General features: G+C 62.4%; 17 protein-coding genes. 10 read left to right on the top strand and 7 right to left on the bottom strand.

Translation table 11 applies throughout. From position 1 onward, the window contains the following. The 5 genes from GGI60_RS24600 to GGI60_RS24580 all read right to left on the bottom strand — a co-directional run bounded on the left by GGI60_RS24600 (window position 1) and on the right by GGI60_RS24580 (window position 4,159). Window positions 1–888: a branched-chain amino acid ABC transporter permease gene (locus tag GGI60_RS24600; RefSeq protein ID WP_183918873.1), complete on the bottom strand. Its 888-nt coding sequence runs from the start codon at window positions 886–888 to the stop codon at window positions 1–3. 4 nt (window positions 889–892) lie between these two features. After that, window positions 893–1,594, bottom strand: a complete 702-nt coding sequence (locus GGI60_RS24595; RefSeq protein ID WP_183918874.1) for an ABC transporter ATP-binding protein — start codon at window positions 1,592–1,594, stop codon at window positions 893–895. Continuing rightward, on the bottom strand, window positions 1,594–2,376 hold the full coding sequence (locus tag GGI60_RS24590; protein ID WP_183918875.1) for an ABC transporter ATP-binding protein: 783 nt from the start codon (window positions 2,374–2,376) through the stop codon (window positions 1,594–1,596). Before GGI60_RS24590 ends, GGI60_RS24595 begins: the two co-directional genes overlap by 1 nt. A gap of 5 nt (window positions 2,377–2,381) precedes the next feature. Beyond that, window positions 2,382–3,587, bottom strand: coding sequence for an ABC transporter substrate-binding protein (locus GGI60_RS24585; RefSeq protein ID WP_004678062.1), 1,206 nt, complete (start codon window positions 3,585–3,587; stop codon window positions 2,382–2,384). 332 nt (window positions 3,588–3,919) lie between these two features. Beyond that, entirely contained in the window at window positions 3,920–4,159 is a 240-nt protein-coding gene (locus GGI60_RS24580; protein WP_183918876.1) for a hypothetical protein, read from the bottom strand. A 220-nt stretch (window positions 4,160–4,379) separates the two neighbouring features. Here GGI60_RS24580 and GGI60_RS24575 point away from each other — a divergent pair, with 220 nt between their 5' ends. Beyond that, window positions 4,380–5,333 (top strand): LysR family transcriptional regulator, encoded by a 954-nt coding sequence (locus GGI60_RS24575; RefSeq protein WP_183918877.1) that lies wholly within the window; start codon window positions 4,380–4,382, stop codon window positions 5,331–5,333. On the opposite strand, the gene GGI60_RS24570 is transcribed toward GGI60_RS24575, so the two are convergent. After that, window positions 5,334–5,672 carry a cupin domain-containing protein gene (locus tag GGI60_RS24570; RefSeq protein WP_183918878.1) on the bottom strand — a complete coding sequence of 113 codons (339 nt, stop codon included), beginning with the start codon at window positions 5,670–5,672 and terminating at the stop codon, window positions 5,334–5,336. It abuts the gene before it with no gap. 173 nt (window positions 5,673–5,845) lie between these two features. Between GGI60_RS24570 and GGI60_RS24565 the strand changes: the two genes are divergently transcribed. The 4 genes from GGI60_RS24565 (at window position 5,846) to GGI60_RS24550 (ending at window position 9,555) form a co-directional block, all read left to right on the top strand. Further along, window positions 5,846–7,033, top strand: coding sequence for an acyl-CoA dehydrogenase (locus GGI60_RS24565; protein WP_183918879.1), 1,188 nt, complete (start codon window positions 5,846–5,848; stop codon window positions 7,031–7,033). 91 nt (window positions 7,034–7,124) lie between these two features. Next, a complete protein-coding gene (locus tag GGI60_RS24560; RefSeq protein WP_183918880.1) occupies window positions 7,125–7,586 on the top strand; it encodes a DUF4126 domain-containing protein in 462 nt (153 codons plus the stop codon). Next, window positions 7,583–8,944, top strand: coding sequence for an FAD-containing oxidoreductase (locus GGI60_RS24555; protein WP_183918881.1), 1,362 nt, complete (start codon window positions 7,583–7,585; stop codon window positions 8,942–8,944). Before GGI60_RS24560 ends, GGI60_RS24555 begins: the two co-directional genes overlap by 4 nt. 41 nt (window positions 8,945–8,985) lie before the next feature. Next, complete coding sequence (locus GGI60_RS24550) at window positions 8,986–9,555, top strand: DedA family protein (RefSeq protein ID WP_183918882.1); 570 nt, start codon at window positions 8,986–8,988, stop codon at window positions 9,553–9,555. A gap of 15 nt (window positions 9,556–9,570) precedes the next feature. Here the strand turns inward: GGI60_RS24550 and GGI60_RS24545 are convergent, their stop codons facing one another. Continuing rightward, on the bottom strand, window positions 9,571–10,614 hold the full coding sequence (locus GGI60_RS24545) for an NAD(P)-dependent alcohol dehydrogenase (RefSeq protein WP_183918883.1): 1,044 nt from the start codon (window positions 10,612–10,614) through the stop codon (window positions 9,571–9,573). A gap of 467 nt (window positions 10,615–11,081) precedes the next feature. On the opposite strand from GGI60_RS24545, the gene GGI60_RS24540 reads away from it, so the two are divergent. From GGI60_RS24540 to kdpC, 5 genes are all read left to right on the top strand, one after another. Next, on the top strand, window positions 11,082–11,444 hold the full coding sequence (locus tag GGI60_RS24540) for a copper resistance protein CopC (protein WP_011428121.1): 363 nt from the start codon (window positions 11,082–11,084) through the stop codon (window positions 11,442–11,444). A gap of 297 nt (window positions 11,445–11,741) precedes the next feature. Beyond that, complete coding sequence (kdpF, locus tag GGI60_RS24535) at window positions 11,742–11,831, top strand: K(+)-transporting ATPase subunit F (RefSeq protein WP_020923123.1); 90 nt, start codon at window positions 11,742–11,744, stop codon at window positions 11,829–11,831. Window positions 11,832–11,884: 53 nt separating this feature from the next. Further along, the gene (gene kdpA / locus GGI60_RS24530) at window positions 11,885–13,588 is read left to right on the top strand and encodes a potassium-transporting ATPase subunit KdpA (protein WP_183918884.1); all 1,704 of its coding nucleotides are present in this window, start codon (window positions 11,885–11,887) and stop codon (window positions 13,586–13,588) included. Window positions 13,589–13,653: 65 nt separating this feature from the next. After that, a complete protein-coding gene (gene kdpB / locus GGI60_RS24525) occupies window positions 13,654–15,714 on the top strand; it encodes a potassium-transporting ATPase subunit KdpB (protein WP_183918885.1) in 2,061 nt (686 codons plus the stop codon). A 60-nt stretch (window positions 15,715–15,774) separates the two neighbouring features. Further along, window positions 15,775–16,344, top strand: a complete 570-nt coding sequence (gene kdpC, locus GGI60_RS24520) for a potassium-transporting ATPase subunit KdpC (protein ID WP_183918886.1) — start codon at window positions 15,775–15,777, stop codon at window positions 16,342–16,344. Window positions 16,345–16,550 lie beyond the last annotated feature (206 nt).

Raw genomic sequence — 16,550 nt, 5'->3', positions numbered from 1 at the left:
TCAAGCATCCCGGCCGAAGAGGCCCGCGGGCCTGATGAGAAGCACGATCGCCATGATGACGAAGATCACGATGTTTGAAGCCTCGGGATAGAAGACCTTGGTCAGGCCCTCGGCTATGCCGAGCACATAACCGGTGATGATCGCGCCCATGATCGATCCCATGCCGCCGACCACGACGACGGCAAAGACGACGATGATCATGTTCGAGCCCATCAGCGGCGAGACCTGATAGATGGGTGCGGCCAGCACGCCGGCAAAGGCGGCAAGGCCGGCGCCGAGCGCGTAGGTCAGCGTCAGGAGCACCGGCACGTTGACGCCGAAGACCTGTACCAGCACGGCGTTTTCGGTGGCGGCCCGGAGATAGGCGCCGAGTTTGGTCTTTTCGATCAGCAGCCATGTGCCGAGGCAGACGACGAGCGAGACGACGACCACCCAGCCGCGATAGATCGGCAGGAACATGAAGCCGAGATTGGCGCCGCCGGCAAGGGCTGCCGGGGTCGCATAAGGCTGGCCGGACGAGCCGTAGAGATAGCGGAAGGTGCCTTCGACCGCGAGCGCCAGCCCGAAGGTGAAGAGCAGGCCGTAAAGCGGATCGAGATCGTAGAGCCGGCGCAGGAACAGTCGCTCGATGATCGCCCCGCCAAAGCCGACGATGACGGGCGCCAGGATCAGCGACGGCCAGTAGCCGATGCCGGCATAGGTCAGCAGGAGATAGGCAACGAAGGCGCCGAGCATATATTGTGCGCCGTGGGCGAAGTTGATCACCCTGAGCAGACCGAAAATGATAGCGAGGCCGAGGCTGAGCAGCGCATAGAAGGAACCGTTGATCAGGCCGATCAACAGCTGGCCGAGCAGCGCCTGCAGGGGAATGCCGAAGATCATCGTCATCTGGTCACACTCCCAGAACCTTGTGCAGCGTATCCATGCGCTGCGGCAGTTCGCCGACCGGGAATTCCGACACCATCTGCCCATGATCCATCAGATAGAAGCGATCGGCAATACGGCTGGCGAAGCGGAAGTTCTGCTCGACGAGCAGGATCGTCATGCCGCGCCCTTTCAGAGTCTGCAGCACCTCGCCGATGCGCTGGACGATGACCGGGGCAAGCCCCTCCGTCGGTTCGTCGAGAATGAGCAGCCGCACGCCGGTGCGCAGGATCCGGGCGATCGCCAGCATCTGCTGCTCGCCGCCCGAAAGCTTGGTGCCGGGGCTGCCGCGGCGCTCGTAGAGATTGGGGAAAAGCTCGTAGATCTCGTCGAGCGTCATGCCGCCCTTCGCCACGACAGGCGGCAGCAGCAGGTTTTCCGACACGGTGAGCGTCGAGAAGATGCCGCGCTCCTCCGGCACGAAGCCGATACCGCGATGCGCCGTCTTGTGCAGCGGCACATGCATCATGTCGCTGCCGGCAAAGCTGATCCTGCCCTTGCGGGTGCGCACGATGCCGGTGATGGTGCGCAGCGTCGTCGTCTTGCCGACGCCGTTGCGGCCGAGAATGGTGATCGTCTCGCCTTCGGCCACCCGCATGTCGACGCCGTGCAGGATGTGGCTTTCGCCGTACCAGGCATTCAGTCCCTGGACTTCGAGGAGATCGGCCATCAATGCTCCTCCGTGCCCATATAGGCGACGCGCACGCGCTCGTCCTGGCTGACCGTGGCATAATCCCCCTCGGCGAGGATCTCGCCACGCTGCAGCACAGTGACATGCTGGCAGATATTGGCGACGACGGAGAGATTGTGCTCGACCATCAGCACCGCCCGGTCGCGGGCGACGTCGCGGATGATCGCCGAGACGACGCCGACATCCTCCAGCCCCATGCCGGCCATCGGCTCGTCGAGCAGCAGCACCTTGGGATCGAGCGCCAGCGTCGTAGCGATTTCCAGCACGCGCTTGCGGCCATAGGAAAGGTCGGCGGCGATATGGTCGCGCTCCTTGGAAAGGCCGACGCTGGCGAGCAACTGCTCGGCGCGCTCGTTCAGCCGGTAGAGCGCCGAAAGCGGCCGCCAGAACTGGGTAGACAGATTGTTCGGCCGCTGCAGCGCCACGCGCACATTGTCGAGAACGGAAAGATGCGGGAAGACCGCCGAGATCTGGAAGGAGCGCACCAGTCCCATGCGCGCGACCTTGTCGGGCGGCGTGTAGGTGATGTCGGTGCCCATCAGCGTGATCGTGCCCGCCGTCGGCTGCAGGAACTTCGTCAGCAGATTGAAGACCGTGGTCTTGCCGGCGCCGTTCGGGCCGATCAGCGCATGGACGCTCGCGTCATGGACGTCGAGATCGACGTTCTTGACGGCCGTGAAGCCGCCGAAATCGCGGCGCAGGCCGCGGGCGGATAAAACCACCCGCGGCTTGGCCTGACTTTCAATCGCGGAAACCGCCATCGCGCTCACTTCACCAGATCGCAGCCGCTCTTGGCGGGGTCGATATAGGCTTCCTTGCCGGGAATGGTGGCGAGCACGTTGAAGTAATCCCACGGCTCCTTGCTGTCGGCCGGCTTCTTGACCTGCAAGAGGTACATGTCGTGGATCATCCGGCCATTGGCGCCGACCGTGCCGCCGCGGCCGAAGACGTCATCAACAGGCATTTCATGCAGCGTTTTGGCAACGGCTTCCGTCTCGTCGGTGCCGGCCTTCTGCACCGCCTTCAGATATTGCGTCACCGCCGAATAGGTGCCGGTATGGATCATGTTCGGCATCTTGCCTGTGCGGGCGAAGAATTTCTTGGCGAAGGCGCGGCTTTCGTCGTCGCGGTTCCAGTAAAAACCTTCCGTCAGCGTCAGGCCCTGCGCCGCCTCGAGCCCGAGGCCATGGACTTCGGCAAGGGTGAAGAGCAGCGCCGCCAGATGCTGGCCGCCCTGGGTGATGCCGAATTCGGCCGCCTGCTTGATGGCGTTGGAAGTATCGAGGCCGGCATTGGCAAGGCCGATCACCTTGGCGCCAGAAGATTGCGCCTGCAGCAGGAAGGACGAGAAGTCCTGGGTCGACAGCGGATGGCGGACGGCGCCGACGACCGTGCCGCCGCTCGCCTTAACGTAGTCGGTGGTCTGCTGCTCCAGCGAATAGCCGAAGGCATAGTCGGCGGTCAGAAAGAACCAGCTGTCGCCGCCCTGCTTCACAAGCGCGCCGCCGGTACCGACGGCCAGCGCATGCGTATCGTAGGCCCAGTGGAAGCCGTAGGGCGAGCAGGCCTTGCCGGTCAGATCCGTCGTCGCAGCACCGGTGACAATGTCGATCTTCTTCTTTTCCTTGGCGATCGCCTGCACAGCGAGCGCCACCGACGAGGTCGTCAATTCCATGATCGCATCCACCTGCTCGGTGTCATACCATTGGCGGGCGATGTTGGAGGCGATATCCGGCTTGTTCTGGTGATCGGCATCGACGATCTCGACCGGAACGCCCAATACCTTGCCGCCGAAATCCTCGACCGCCATCTTGGCGGCTTCGACGGAGGATTTGCCGCCGAAATCCGCATAGACGCCCGACTGGTCGTTCAGGATGCCGATCTTGACCTTGCCGTCGGTCGCGCTTTGCGCGAGCACAGCGGTGCTGCTGGCGAGCAAAAATGCAACGGACGCAATGAGATTCTTTCGCATATTCTCTCCTCCCAGAGATGAGCAAGATTACCGGTCTGTTCATATTTGGCCGGTCGCACTCCTCAGAACGACGGCTCTCGTCTTACGATCATGGAAATTTCTCCCTGAGGCAACGGGCGGAGTACAACTAATTCCAAACAGTATCTGTTCATTTTTGCACAGAAAGACAGCCGCACAATGTCAAACCAAGCCTCGGGATGCGCAGGACGTAAGCGCTAAGCACTAGACTTAGGGCAGTTCCGACGGTTGTGCAGGGTTAGTGGCGTTAGACGAAGGACCAATTATCTATTGGTCCTTCGTCGCCGGTAGATTTGACGCATTTCCGCCTGCCGTTACTTCCATTGCGTCCCGTTGTCGGCGGCGCAGCCATAGGGAGGCAAGGCGCTGCCGAACGTCGCTTTCAGTTTGGCACAGCCCCAGGCATTCAGCGGGCCAGGCATCGACGAGTTGAGCGTAATGCCGACTTCGTCATAGGGGCTGTCGGTGTTGGTGATGTAGCGATACCAGCGAAAACCGATGACCACGACGAATGCGAGCACGATCGTCAGCAGCAGGCGAACCAATTTTTTCATCAATATTTCCTCAGAATGCAAACGTGGCCGTGTAGCATTCACCAATAGCAACTGAAAGCACCGTCTCCGGGGATCAACCGGTTTCCAACAAGCGTCTCGGCTTCTCCTTGCGGTGATTTCTCCGTTCTTCGCGACGTAAAATGCAAATCAAAACAATGAATTGTTTAAACATCTGAAGATCGTGCTATGCGTTAGCGCTTGTTGAACGGAGGAAATGGCGATGAACAATCCGCCGCAGTTCACCTGGGACGATCTGCAGTTTTTTCTCGCCGTCGCCCGTACCGGGCAGCTGTCGACGGCTGCCCGGCAGCTGCGTTCCAGCCACGCCACCGTTTCGCGGCGCATCGACCGGCTGGAATTCACCCTCAAGGTCAAGCTGTTCGAGCGCAATCCGCGCGGCTATGTGCTGACCGCGATGGGCACGCGCTTCGTCGAAACGGCAGAGCGGATGGAGCAGGAGACCGAGCGGCTGCGCGCCGATCTCGCCGATGGCTCGATGGCGCAGCGCGGCCTGGTGCGCCTCAGCGCACCGGAAGGCTTTGCCAATTTCTTCTTCGCCACCGTGCTGCCGCAGTTTGCCGCCCAGCATCCGCATCTCTCGCTCGAACTGGTGACCATCCAGCAGATCATGTCACTGTCACGCAAGGAGGCCGATCTTTCCGTCGTGCTCGACGAACCGAAGGGAGGGCCTTATTTCGCCGAGAAGCTGACCGACTATCACCTGCAGATCTATGGCTCCCGCGACTATCTGGCGAAGGCGCCGGCGATTACCTGCCGCGACAACCTGCTTGAGCACCCCTTCGTCAGCTATATCGAGGAGATGATTTTCGCGCCGGGCCTGGATTATCTCAGCGACGTGCATCCGCGCATCAAGCCGCAGTTCCAGAGCTCCAGCATCTTCGCGCAGCTGACTGCCACCCGAAATGGCCTCGGCCTCTGCATCCTGCCCTATTTCTTCGCCAGCCGTTATCCCGAGCTCGTGCGTGTGCTGCCCGAGGAAATCGACCTCAAGCGCCAGTACTGGATCACTTGCCATCGCGACCTGAAACAGGTGCCGCGCGTGCGCGCCGTCATTGACTTCCTGCGCGAGGCCGTGCGCGGCGAGGACGCACGCTTCGTGCCGCCCTATGTCACCGCCGCCGGCTCGGCGCGCCGGTCGGAGCCCGAAAGCTGATTACTTGAGAAATTCGGCACGATGTGGCGTGAAGCTATCGATCAGCCGGCCCTTTTCCAGCGCCTTGACGCCATGGACGAGATTGGGGGGCACGATGAAGCTGCCGCCCCGCCTGAGCACTTCGGTCCGGCCATCAATCGTCACTTCGAAGCTGCCCTCGGCGATATAACTTGCCTGAATGTGCGGATGCGAATGAGCCGCACCGACAGCGCCGCTTTCGAATGCCACTTCCACCATCATCATCTCCGGCAGATAGGTCATGATGCGCCTGGTAACGCCGGGCTCCGGATTGACCCATTCGGCGCCTTCGGCCGATACGAACAGATCGCTTGACGACATTTCCGCCTCCTCATGCCAGAATCAAACGCGGGCAAAGTGGAGCATGCCGACGCTTTTGAAAAGATGGCAAGGCTCGTCTTTCCGACAGGCTGGCTTGTGTTGACGCGGTTGGCTGGCGGGTCTATGCGACCTTGAACGAGGCAAGCCTGAATCGTGAGTGAGGAGACGCCGCCATGCAGCAGACGCGCGAGGTTTTCGACTGGGCCGATCCGTTCCGCCTGGTGGAGCAGCTGACCAACGAGGAGCGCATGGTGCAGGATACCGCCCATGCCTATGCGCAGCAAAAGCTCGCGCCCCGCGTTCTCGACGCCTTCCGCCATGAAAGGACGGATCCCGTAATCTTCCGCGAAATGGGTGAACTCGGCCTGCTCGGCCCGACGATCTCCCCCGATTATGGGGGCGCCGGTCTTGGTTACACCGCCTACGGCCTGATCGCCCGCGAGGTCGAACGGGTCGACAGCGGTTATCGTTCGATGATGAGCGTGCAGTCCTCGCTGGTCATGGTGCCGATCGAAACCTTCGGGTCTGAGGCACAGAAGCAGAAATACCTGCCGAAACTCGCCACGGGCGAATGGGTCGGCTGTTTCGGTCTGACCGAGCCTGATTACGGCTCCGATCCCGGCTCGATGGCGACCCGCGCCAAGAAGGTCGATGGCGGCTATAGCCTCACCGGCTCAAAGACCTGGATCTCGAATGCGCCGATCGCCGATGTCTTCGTCGTCTGGGCAAAGACCGAGGACGGCCTCATCCGCGGCTTCATCCTGGAAAAGGGCTGGAAAGGCCTTTCGGCTCCCGCCATCCACGGCAAGGTCGGCCTGCGCGCCTCGATCACCGGCGAAGTGGTGATCGACGGGGTTTTCGTGCCGGAGGAAAACCTGCTTCCCAATGTTACCGGCCTCAAGGGTCCTTTCACCTGCCTCAACTCGGCCCGTTTCGGCATCGCCTGGGGCGCGCTCGGGGCTGCCGAAGATTGTTACGCCAGGGCACGGCAATACACGCTCGAGCGCAAGCAGTTCGGCCGGCCGCTTGCCGCCAACCAGCTGATCCAGAAGAAGCTCGCCGACATGGCGGCAGAAATCTCGCTCGGCCTGCAGGGCTGCCTGCGTCTCGGCCGCATGAAGGAGGAAGGCCATCCGCCGGTCGAGTTGACCTCGATCCTCAAGCGCAACAGCTGCGGCAAGGCGCTGGAGATCGCGCGCGCAGCCCGCGACATGCTCGGCGGCAACGGCATCTCCGACGAATTCGGCATCGCCCGCCACCTCGTCAACCTCGAAGTGGTCAACACCTATGAGGGCACACACGACATCCACGCGCTGATCATCGGCCGAGCGATCACCGGCATCGCCGCCTTTGCGAACTAAACCGTCGGTTCGGCTGGGCGAATTGCCACGCGCCTGACAATGTGCAACCTTCCCTCTCGCGGCACGACGCCGGCAATGAGGGGGATCGCGCATGTTTCTTTTTCTTGCATTGCTGATCGGTGTCATCTCCGGCCTGCGCGCCATGACCGCGCCCGCCGCCGTCGCCTGGGGCGCGGCACTCGGCTGGTTCGACGTGTCGCAAACGCCGCTTGCCTTCATGGGTTACCGCTGGACGCCGTGGGTCTTCACGGTTCTCGCCATCGTCGAGCTGATCACCGATCAGCTGCCGTCGACGCCGTCGCGCAAGGTGCCGTTGCAGTTCGGCGCCCGTATCGTCACGGGCGCGCTCGCCGGGGCGACGATCGGCGCCGCCAGCGGCCTGCTCTTCGGCGGGCTGATCGCCGGCGTGATCGGCGCCGTCATCGGCACCTATGGTGGCGCCGCCCTGCGCGGCAGGCTTGCTGCTTCCTTTGGCAGGGACCTGCCGGCGGCCCTGATCGAGGATGCCGTCGCCGTCATCGGTGCGGCGCTGATCGTGGGAGCCGTGTCATGAAAAGCTTCGACGCCATCGTTATCGGCGCCGGCCAGGCCGGCCCCTTTCTTGCCGCCCGCATGGTCGAGAAGGGCATGAAGGTGGCGCTGATCGAGCGCAAATTCCTCGGCGGCACCTGCGTCAATGCCGGCTGCATGCCGACGAAGACGCTGGTCGCCAGCGCCCGCGCCGCCCATGTGGCCAGAAGCGGCGCCGCCTACGGCGTCAAGATCCCCGGCGAAATCGGCATCGACATGAAGGTGGTCAGAGCCCGCGCCGAAACGGTGACGATGAACGCCCGCAACGGCCTGATCGGCTGGTTTGCGGGAATGGATGGCATGCGCGTGATCTATGGTCATGCGCGTTTCGAGGGACCGAGATCCGTCCGCGTCAACGGCGAGACGCTCACCGCGCCACGCATCTTCCTCAATGTCGGCGCGCGGCCCATCATCCCGGAGCTGCCGGGCATTGCCGATATCGATTACCTCACCAGCACCTCGATCATCCAACTCGACATGCTGCCGCGGCATCTTGCGGTCATCGGCGGCAGCTATATCGGGCTGGAGTTCGCGCAGATGTATCGCCGTTTCGGCGCCGAAGTCAGCGTCATCGAGCACGGCCCGAAGCTCGCTTCGCGCGAGGACGAGGATATATCCGATGCGATCGCCGAGATCCTGCGTTCAGAAGGCATTGGCGTCCATACCGACGCCGATAACATCGTCTTTGCAAAAAACGGCGGTGGCGTGAGCGTCACCGCCGGCGCGGCAAAGATCGATGCCAGCCATGTGCTGATCGCCACCGGCCGAAAGCCGAATACCGACGATCTCGGCCTCGATGCCGCCGGCGTGGCTACGGATAAGCGCGGCTATATCACCGTCGACGATCGGCTCGCCACCAATGTCGAGGGCATCTTTGCGCTTGGCGACTGCAACGGCCGCGGCGCCTTCACGCACACTTCTTACAATGATTTCGAGATCGCCGCCGCCAATCTCTTGGACGGCGACGACCGCAAGGTCTCGAGTCGCATCCCGGCCTATGCGCTTTATATCGACCCGCCGCTCGGCCGCGTCGGCATGACGGAAAAGCAGGCGCGAGAGTCGGGGCGCAGGATCATGGTCTCGACCCGCCCGATGAGCCGCGTCGGCCGCGCCAATGAGCGGGGCGAGACGAAGGGCTTCATGAAAGTGGTGGCCGACGCCGATAGCAAGGAAATCCTCGGTGCGGCGATATTGGGCATCGAGGGCGACGAGGTGATCCACGGCCTCATCGACGCGATGAATGCCGGCACGACCTATCCCACGCTGAAATGGTCTGTGCCGATCCATCCCACGGTCTCGGAGCTGATCCCGACGCTGCTCGGGGATTTGAAGCCGGTTTAGCCTTGACCTGACGCTTCGGAAACAGCTGGGGGCGGGTCGCCATGTCTATCGAACTGCTGATTGAGAATTACGGCCTGCTGGCAATTTTTCTGGGGGCTGCTTTCGAAGGCGAAACGGCCGCTTTCCTAGGCGGCGTGATCGCTCATCGCGGCTTGCTTACCTATTGGGCGGCAGCGTCTGCGGCAATCGCCGGATCCTTCGCCGGCGATCAGTTCTGGTTTTTTGCCGGCCGTTACGCCGCCCGATGGAGCCTCGTCCGCCGACTGCTGGAAAGACCGGCGCTTGCCCGCGTCACCCAGCTTCTGGAAACATATCCCACAGGCTTCATCCTTGCCTTTCGTTTCCTGGTCGGGTTGCGGACGATCAGCCCCGTCGTCATTGGGACGACTAGGATATCGACCGGGAAATTCGTCGTCCTGAATGCGGTAGCCGCACTGGTCTGGGGACAGCTTTTCACCGCGCTCGGTTATCTCTTCGGGCACGGAATCCAGCAGACATTGGGCCACCTCCCCCTTCACCGCCATCTGCTCATCGCGGTCGGAGCGGCGGCTTTTGTCGCAGCCGCCGCTCTTGCCGTTCGCAAGATGAGACCGAGTGCCGGGCACTCATAGAGGTGGTGCGGCGCCCTACTCCATCACGATCTGCAGCTTCACGTCGCTCGGCCGGGCCTCGACGGCACGATCGAAGGCCTTGATCGAATCCTCGAATGTGAAGGTCTCCGATATCAGCGGCTTCAGATCGACGCGGCCCGAGCCGAGCAGCGCGATCGAGCGCTCGTACTGATGGGCGTAACGGAACACCGTTTCGATGCGGATTTCTTTGGTCGTCGCCGTCGAGACGTCAAAACCAACAGGATTGACCGGCAGGCCGACGGCGACGATGACGCCGCCCGGGCGCGGCAGCGCCATAATCGTCTCCCAGGCCTTCGGCGAACCGGAGCATTCGAAGACGACATCGGCGCCCCAGCCGTCGGTCAGCCTGCCCACTTCTTCGATCAGATTCGTCTCGCGGATATTAACCGGGATGACGCCCTGATACTGCGCGGCGATATCGAGCTTCGGCTGGGCGAGATCGGCAACGATCGCCCGGGCGCAGCCGCCGGCAAGGGCGGCAATCGCCACCATCGTGCCGATCGGGCCGGCGCCAAGAACGATGGCGGTATCGCCCGGCGCAATCTTCGCCTTGCTCGCCGCCTGCATGCCGACCGCGAAGGGCTCGACCATAGCGCCTTCGGCAAAGCTGACATTGTCGGGCAGCTTGAAGGTATAATTGGCGGGATGCACGACCTCCGGCGTCAGCACGCCATGAACCGGCGGCGTCGCCCAGAAACTGACGGCGGGATCGATATTGTACATGCCGAGCCGGCTTGCCTTGGAATTCGGGTCGGGGATGCCGGGCTCCATGCAGACGCGGTCGCCGATTTTCAGATGCGTGACACCGGACCCAATCTCGACCACCGTGCCCGCCGCCTCATGGCCGAGCACCATCGGCGCGTTGACGATGAAGGGGCCGATCTTGCCGTGGGTATAATAATGCACGTCCGAACCGCAGACGCCGACTGTATGAACCCTGATCTTGACCTGCCCCGGTCCTGTCTCCAGCGGCAGATCGATATCGCGAAGCGCAAGTTCATGCTGGCGCTCCAGTACCAGCGCACGGACTTTGGTCATGATCGGTTTCCTTCCCTTTTTGCCCCGCGATTTATCGGGGTGCCGTCGACACGGATTATAAGACGGTAAGCGGCGGCAATTCAATCGCACCGATCAAGCTTTTGCTCAACTCGTGATGAAATGCCCATTTTCTGTAATCCGAAAGATTCACGCTCCAAAACCTCCGTATGATTCCAGCCGGAGCCGACGGGGAGTACATTCTCAATTCCGAGATCCCGGCGATGAGGACAGGCGGAGAGATGAAAAACGGCCCAACATTATCAAGGTCATTCCGAAAATTTTGGCAGCGGCTTACTGACCTGATCGCCGCGCTGCCGAAAGGCCGCCAGCCGCGGCCGGTGCGCGCTATCGCAAAAACTAGGGATCGAAATCATCCCCCGCAGCGTTCATAGTGACACGTCGGCATGGCGTCACGGAAGCATGAGGGCTCCGGGCACATGCGGATCGGCACGATAAGGAAGACCATCATGAAGTCGATCGCGTCATTCTGTCTGTTCGCCTTCCTTCTCTTCACCGCAAGTGAAGCGTCCGCGGCCTTGGAACAAGCCTCGCTCCCATCGCAACAGCAGGAACAACAGCTCGTTCCTGCCAATCTCGAGCTCACTTTCACCGGCCCGGTCGATCTTGCCCGCTCGACGGCCGTCCTGCTGGATGCCCAGGGGATGGCGCTTCCCACCGGCAAGCCGTTTCTTTCCGGCCCTGAAGGATCGATCTTCAAGATCCCTCTCGATCCTGCCATGGCGCCCGGCCTCTATACCGTCGACTGGCGCGTGCTCTCGATGGACGGCCGCAGCGCCGAAGGCCGATACCAGTTCCGGGTCGACCCTTAGCTCGCTTACTGAAAGCCTTTATAAGATTTTTATATAGATGGCCGCTTGCCCGTCTCGAACCTTTATGCCCTTCCGATCCATATTCATGGCCGAGAGATCGAACGATCCTCTCCACGCCAGAAAGCATAAAAGGCGGCCGTCCTGCGGGATGGCGCCCTTTGTCTTATCTGACTCCAGGACGAACGACAGGAGTCACGATCATGATGGATATCATTCTACTCGGCACCGCGATCATCTTCTTCGCGCTGTGCTTTGCCTACACCAGAGCCTGCGACAGGCTTTAGCGGGAGAAACGCCATGACCCTCGATTACGTCTTGAGCGGCGCGGTGACCGTGTTTCTCACCCTTTACCTCACCTACGCTCTGCTTCGCCCGGAGCGCTTTTGAAGAAAGCCGGCGCTTTCAGTTGCGAGGCGGCCGGTCATAGAAAGTCTACCTCCATGACCATCAACGGATGGCTTCAGATCCTGCTTTATTGCGGGATCGTTCTCGCGCTCGTTAAACCGCTCGGTGGTTATATGACGCGTGTCTTCGGCGGCGAGCGCACTTTTCTCTCCCCGGTCCTCGTTCCCATCGAACGCGGTCTTTACCGCGTCGCCGGCACCAGCGAGAGCGAGGAGCAGCATTGGACCTCTTATGCTTTCGCCATGCTGACGTTCAATCTTCTCGGCGTCATCGTGCTTTATGCACTGCAGCGGCTGCAGGCCGGCCTCCCCTATAATCCGGCCGGCATGGCAGCCGTCCCCCCGGAGCTTTCCTTCAATACTGCCGTCAGCTTCGTCAGCAATACCAACTGGCAGAACTACGGCGGCGAAAGCACGATATCCTATTTCACCCAGATGGCCGGCTTCACCGTCCAGAACTTCGTTTCAGCGGCAACGGGCATCGCTATCGCGCTCGCCTTTACCCGCGCCTTCTCGCGCGCCTCGGGCAAAGCTATCGGCAATTTCTGGGTCGATATGACCAGGGCAACCTTCTATGTGCTGCTGCCGATCTCGATCGTGCTGACGCTCGTCTATGTCTATCTCGGCGTGCCGCAGACGCTCGGACCCTATGTCAATGCAACGACGCTCGAAGGCGCCAAGCAGACGATCGCCGTCGGCCCCGTCGCCTCGCAGCTGGCGATCAAGATGCTCGGCACCAATGGCGGCGGCTTCTTCAATGCCAATTCCGCCCATCCCTTCGAAAATCCCGATGCAATCTCCAACCTCATCCAGATGGTGTCGATCTTTGCGATCGGTGCGGCTCTCACCAACGTCTTCGGCCGCATGGTCGGCAACCAGCGCCAGGGTTGGGCGATCCTTGCTACCATGGGCGTGCTGTTCCTCATCGGCGTTGTCGTCACCTATTGGGCAGAAGCCGCCGGCAATCCGTTGATGCATGCCTTCAGCCTTCAGGGTGGCAATATGGAGGGCAAGGAAGTCCGCTTCGGCGTGGCCCTCTCGTCGCTCTTTGCGGTCATCACCACCGCTGCCTCCTGCGGCGCGGTCAACGCCATGCATGGCAGCTTCACCGCGCTCGGCGGCCTCGTTCCGCTGATCAACATGCAGCTCGGCGAGATCATCGTCGGCGGTGTCGGCGCCGGCTTGTACGGAATCCTGCTGTTCATCATCGTCGCCGTCTTCGTCGCCGGCCTGATGGTCGGCCGCACGCCGGAATATCTCGGCAAGAAGATCGAGGCGAAAGAAATGAAGATGGCCGTCCTCGCCATTCTCTGCCTGCCGCTCGCCGTGCTTGTCTTCACCGCGATCGCCACGGTGCTTCCTTCCGCCGTCGCCTCTGTCGGCACCGCCGGTCCGCACGGCTTCTCCGAAATCCTCTATGCCTATACCTCGGCTGCAGCCAATAACGGCTCGGCTTTCGGCGGCCTGACCGGCAATACACCCTGGTACAACGTGACGCTCGGCATCGGCATGCTCGCCGGCCGCTTCCTCGTCATCATCCCGGCGCTGGCCATTGCCGGCTCGCTGATCGCCAAGAAGGCGGTTCCGGCCTCTGCAGGCACCTTCCCGACCGACGGCCCGCTCTTCGTCGGCCTGCTCGTCGGCACGATCCTGATCGTCGGCGGCCTGACCTTCTTCCCGGCGCTGGCGCTCGGGCCTGTCGTCGAGCACCTCGTCGGCCTCGCCGGCCAGACTTTCTGAGGCGATGCCGTGATTCTGCGTCACAGGATTCGGTCGCCATCCTCGTTTCAAAGCTGGAGCCTCCTATGAGCCAGGCCAAATCCGCGAGCATCATCGATTCTCGCATTCTCGTTCCGGCCGTCGGCGCCGCCTTGAAAAAGCTCGACCCCCGCGCGCTGGCCAGAAATCCTGTTATGTTCGTCGTGGCCACGGTCTCGGTGCTGACCACCGTGCTCTTCCTGCGCGACCTCGTCACCGGCAACGGCAATCTCGGCTTCTCCTTCCAGATCAATCTCTGGCTCTGGTTCACCGTGCTCTTCGCCAATTTCGCCGAAGCCGTCGCCGAAGGCCGCGGCAAGGCGCAGGCGGATTCGCTGCGCAAGGCGCGCACCGAAACCCAGGCAAAGCTGCTCACCGGCAATAATGGCAGCGATTATCGCATGGTGCCGGGCACCAGCCTCAAGGTCGGCGATATCGTGCTTGTCGAAGCCGGCGACATCATCCCGTCGGACGGCGAAGTGATCGAAGGCGTCGCCTCCGTCAACGAAGCGGCGATCACAGGCGAATCCGCCCCGGTCATCCGCGAATCCGGCGGCGACCGCTCGGCAGTGACCGGCGGCACGCAGGTGCTGTCCGACTGGATCCGCGTGCGCATCACCGCGGCCGCCGGCGCTACCTTCCTCGATCGGATGATTTCGCTCGTCGAGGGCGCTGAGCGCCAGAAAACGCCGAACGAGATCGCGCTCAACATCCTGCTCGCCGGCATGACGCTGATCTTCGTGCTCGCCACGGCGACGATCCCGAGCTTTGCCATCTATGCCGGCGGCTCGATCCCGATCATCGTGCTCGTCGCCCTTTTCGTCACCCTGATCCCCACGACGATCGGCGCGCTTTTGTCGGCGATCGGCATTGCCGGCATGGACCGCCTCGTCCGCTTCAACGTGCTCGCCATGTCCGGCCGGGCGGTCGAAGCCGCCGGCGACGTCGATACGCTGCTGCTCGACAAGACGGGCACGATCACGCTCGGCAACCGCCAGGCGACGAACTTCCGGCCGGTGCGCGGCGTCTCCGAACAGGACCTTGCCGATGCCGCCCAGCTCGCCTCGCTTGCCGACGAAACGCCGGAAGGCCGCTCCATCGTGGTGCTCGCCAAGGAAAAATATGCGATCCGCGGCCGCGACATGGCGAGCCTCAAGGCGACCTTCGTCCCCTTCACCGCCCAGACCCGCATGAGCGGCGTCGATCTCGAAGGCGCCTCGATCCGCAAGGGTGCGGTCGATACGGTGCTGACCTACGTCAATAGCGACGCCCCCTCAAAAAACGGCAGCGAGGTCGTGCGCGAGCTGCAGTCGATCGCCGACGAGGTAGCCAAATCGGGCGGCACGCCGCTCGCCGTCGCTCGCGATGGCCGGCTGCTCGGCATCATCCAGTTGAAGGATATCGTCAAAGGCGGCATCCGCGAACGCTTCACGGAGCTGCGCCGCATGGGCATCCGCACGGTGATGATAACAGGCGACAACCCGCTGACGGCGGCCGCCATCGCCGCCGAAGCCGGCGTCGACGATTTCCTCGCCCAGGCAACGCCGGAGATGAAACTGGCGCTGATGCGCGAGGAACAGGCCAAGGGCAAGCTGGTCGCCATGTGCGGCGACGGCACCAACGATGCCCCTGCGCTTGCCCAGGCCGATGTCGGCGTCGCCATGAACACTGGCACGGTCGCCGCCCGCGAGGCCGGCAACATGGTCGATCTCGACAGCGATCCGACCAAGCTCATCGAGATCGTCGAGATCGGCAAGCAGCTTTTGATGACGCGCGGCGCGCTGACGACGTTCTCGATCGCCAACGACATCGCCAAATACTTCGCCATCATCCCGGCGATGTTCCTGACCTTCTACCCGCAGCTCGGCGTGCTCAATGTCATGGGACTGTCGACGCCGCAAAGCGCCATCCTGTCGGCGATCATCTTCAACGCATTGATCATCATTGCGCTGATCCCGCTGTCCTTGAAGGGCGTGCGCTACCGCCCGATCGGCGCCGGCGCACTGCTGTCGCGCAACCTGCTGATCTACGGTCTCGGCGGCATCATCGTCCCCTTCATCGGCATTAAGGCGATCGACATGGCCGTCGCCGCCCTCGACCTTGCCTAGCGGAAGATACGGTTCCTCACCGGAACCGGTCTCCACGTGAACTTTCCAAGGAGCAGAACAATGTTGAAAGAATTTCGCCCTGCGGTCGTCATGATCCTTGCCACCACCGTGATCACCGGCCTTCTCTACCCACTCGCCATGACCGGCGCTGCACAGGCCCTGTTCCCCACCCAGGCGAACGGCAGCCTCGTCGAGAAGAACGGCGCGGTGATCGGCTCGACGCTGATCGGCCAGTCTTTCACCAGCGACAAATATTTCCGCGGCCGTCCCTCGGCTGCCGGCGACGGCTACAATGCCGCCGCCTCCAGCGGCTCCAACCTCGGCCCGACCAGCCAGAAGCTGATCGACCGGGTCAAGGGCGACTACGAGGCGGCCAAGGCGGAGAACCCGAATGCGGCGGTGCCCGCCGACCTCGTCACCGCCTCGGGCAGCGGCCTCGATCCCGATATTTCGCCGGAGGCCGCCTATTTCCAGGTGGCACGTGTCGCCAAGGCGCGGAACCTTGACGAGGCCAAAGTGAAGGCGCTGGTCGACGGCGCCGTTCAAGACCGCGAACTCGGCATTCTCGGCGAACCCACAGTCAATGTTCTGGCGTTGAATCAGAGCCTTGATGCTTCTATGACTGAGTGATGTTCGTTGGCTGGGTGGAGAGTAAGTAGGCGGCCTGATGAGCATCCGAGACGCGGTGCGCTTGCTGGCCGGGGCGGCTTTGGCGAGAAGGCCAACCCCACTCTTCGTCATCCTCGGGCTTGACCCGAGGATCTATGTCGCGGGCCGCTGGGCCGTATGGATGCTCGGCTCAAGGCCGAGCATGACGGAGGGCGGGGCGGGCATAA

Source organism: Rhizobium lentis (assembly GCF_014200175.1).
GTDB lineage: Bacteria > Pseudomonadota > Alphaproteobacteria > Rhizobiales > Rhizobiaceae > Rhizobium > Rhizobium mulingense.
Note: the sequence above shows the minus strand (reverse complement) of the source record. Positions and strands in the feature narration are given on the sequence as shown.

Bases quoted from the DNA above. Each gene is read 5' to 3' on its own strand.
- kdpB (WP_183918885.1), top strand. From the start codon at position 13,654: ATGAGCCAGGCCAAATCCGCGAGCATCATCGATTCTCGCATTCTCGTT.
- GGI60_RS24555 (WP_183918881.1), top strand. From the start codon at position 7,583: ATGAAAAGCTTCGACGCCATCGTTATCGGCGCCGGCCAGGCCGGCCCC.
- GGI60_RS24580 (WP_183918876.1), bottom strand. From the start codon at position 4,159: ATGAAAAAATTGGTTCGCCTGCTGCTGACGATCGTGCTCGCATTCGTC.
- GGI60_RS24545 (WP_183918883.1), bottom strand. From the start codon at position 10,614: ATGACCAAAGTCCGTGCGCTGGTACTGGAGCGCCAGCATGAACTTGCG.
- GGI60_RS24585 (WP_004678062.1), bottom strand. From the start codon at position 3,587: ATGCGAAAGAATCTCATTGCGTCCGTTGCATTTTTGCTCGCCAGCAGC.
- GGI60_RS24590 (WP_183918875.1), bottom strand. From the start codon at position 2,376: ATGGCGGTTTCCGCGATTGAAAGTCAGGCCAAGCCGCGGGTGGTTTTA.
- GGI60_RS24575 (WP_183918877.1), top strand. From the start codon at position 4,380: ATGAACAATCCGCCGCAGTTCACCTGGGACGATCTGCAGTTTTTTCTC.
- kdpF (WP_020923123.1), top strand. From the start codon at position 11,742: ATGACCCTCGATTACGTCTTGAGCGGCGCGGTGACCGTGTTTCTCACC.
- GGI60_RS24540 (WP_011428121.1), top strand. From the start codon at position 11,082: ATGAAGTCGATCGCGTCATTCTGTCTGTTCGCCTTCCTTCTCTTCACC.
- kdpC (WP_183918886.1), top strand. From the start codon at position 15,775: ATGTTGAAAGAATTTCGCCCTGCGGTCGTCATGATCCTTGCCACCACC.
- GGI60_RS24570 (WP_183918878.1), bottom strand. From the start codon at position 5,672: ATGTCGTCAAGCGATCTGTTCGTATCGGCCGAAGGCGCCGAATGGGTC.
- GGI60_RS24550 (WP_183918882.1), top strand. From the start codon at position 8,986: ATGTCTATCGAACTGCTGATTGAGAATTACGGCCTGCTGGCAATTTTT.
- GGI60_RS24600 (WP_183918873.1), bottom strand. From the start codon at position 888: ATGACGATGATCTTCGGCATTCCCCTGCAGGCGCTGCTCGGCCAGCTG.
- kdpA (WP_183918884.1), top strand. From the start codon at position 11,885: ATGACCATCAACGGATGGCTTCAGATCCTGCTTTATTGCGGGATCGTT.
- GGI60_RS24595 (WP_183918874.1), bottom strand. From the start codon at position 1,594: ATGGCCGATCTCCTCGAAGTCCAGGGACTGAATGCCTGGTACGGCGAA.
- GGI60_RS24560 (WP_183918880.1), top strand. From the start codon at position 7,125: ATGTTTCTTTTTCTTGCATTGCTGATCGGTGTCATCTCCGGCCTGCGC.
- GGI60_RS24565 (WP_183918879.1), top strand. From the start codon at position 5,846: ATGCAGCAGACGCGCGAGGTTTTCGACTGGGCCGATCCGTTCCGCCTG.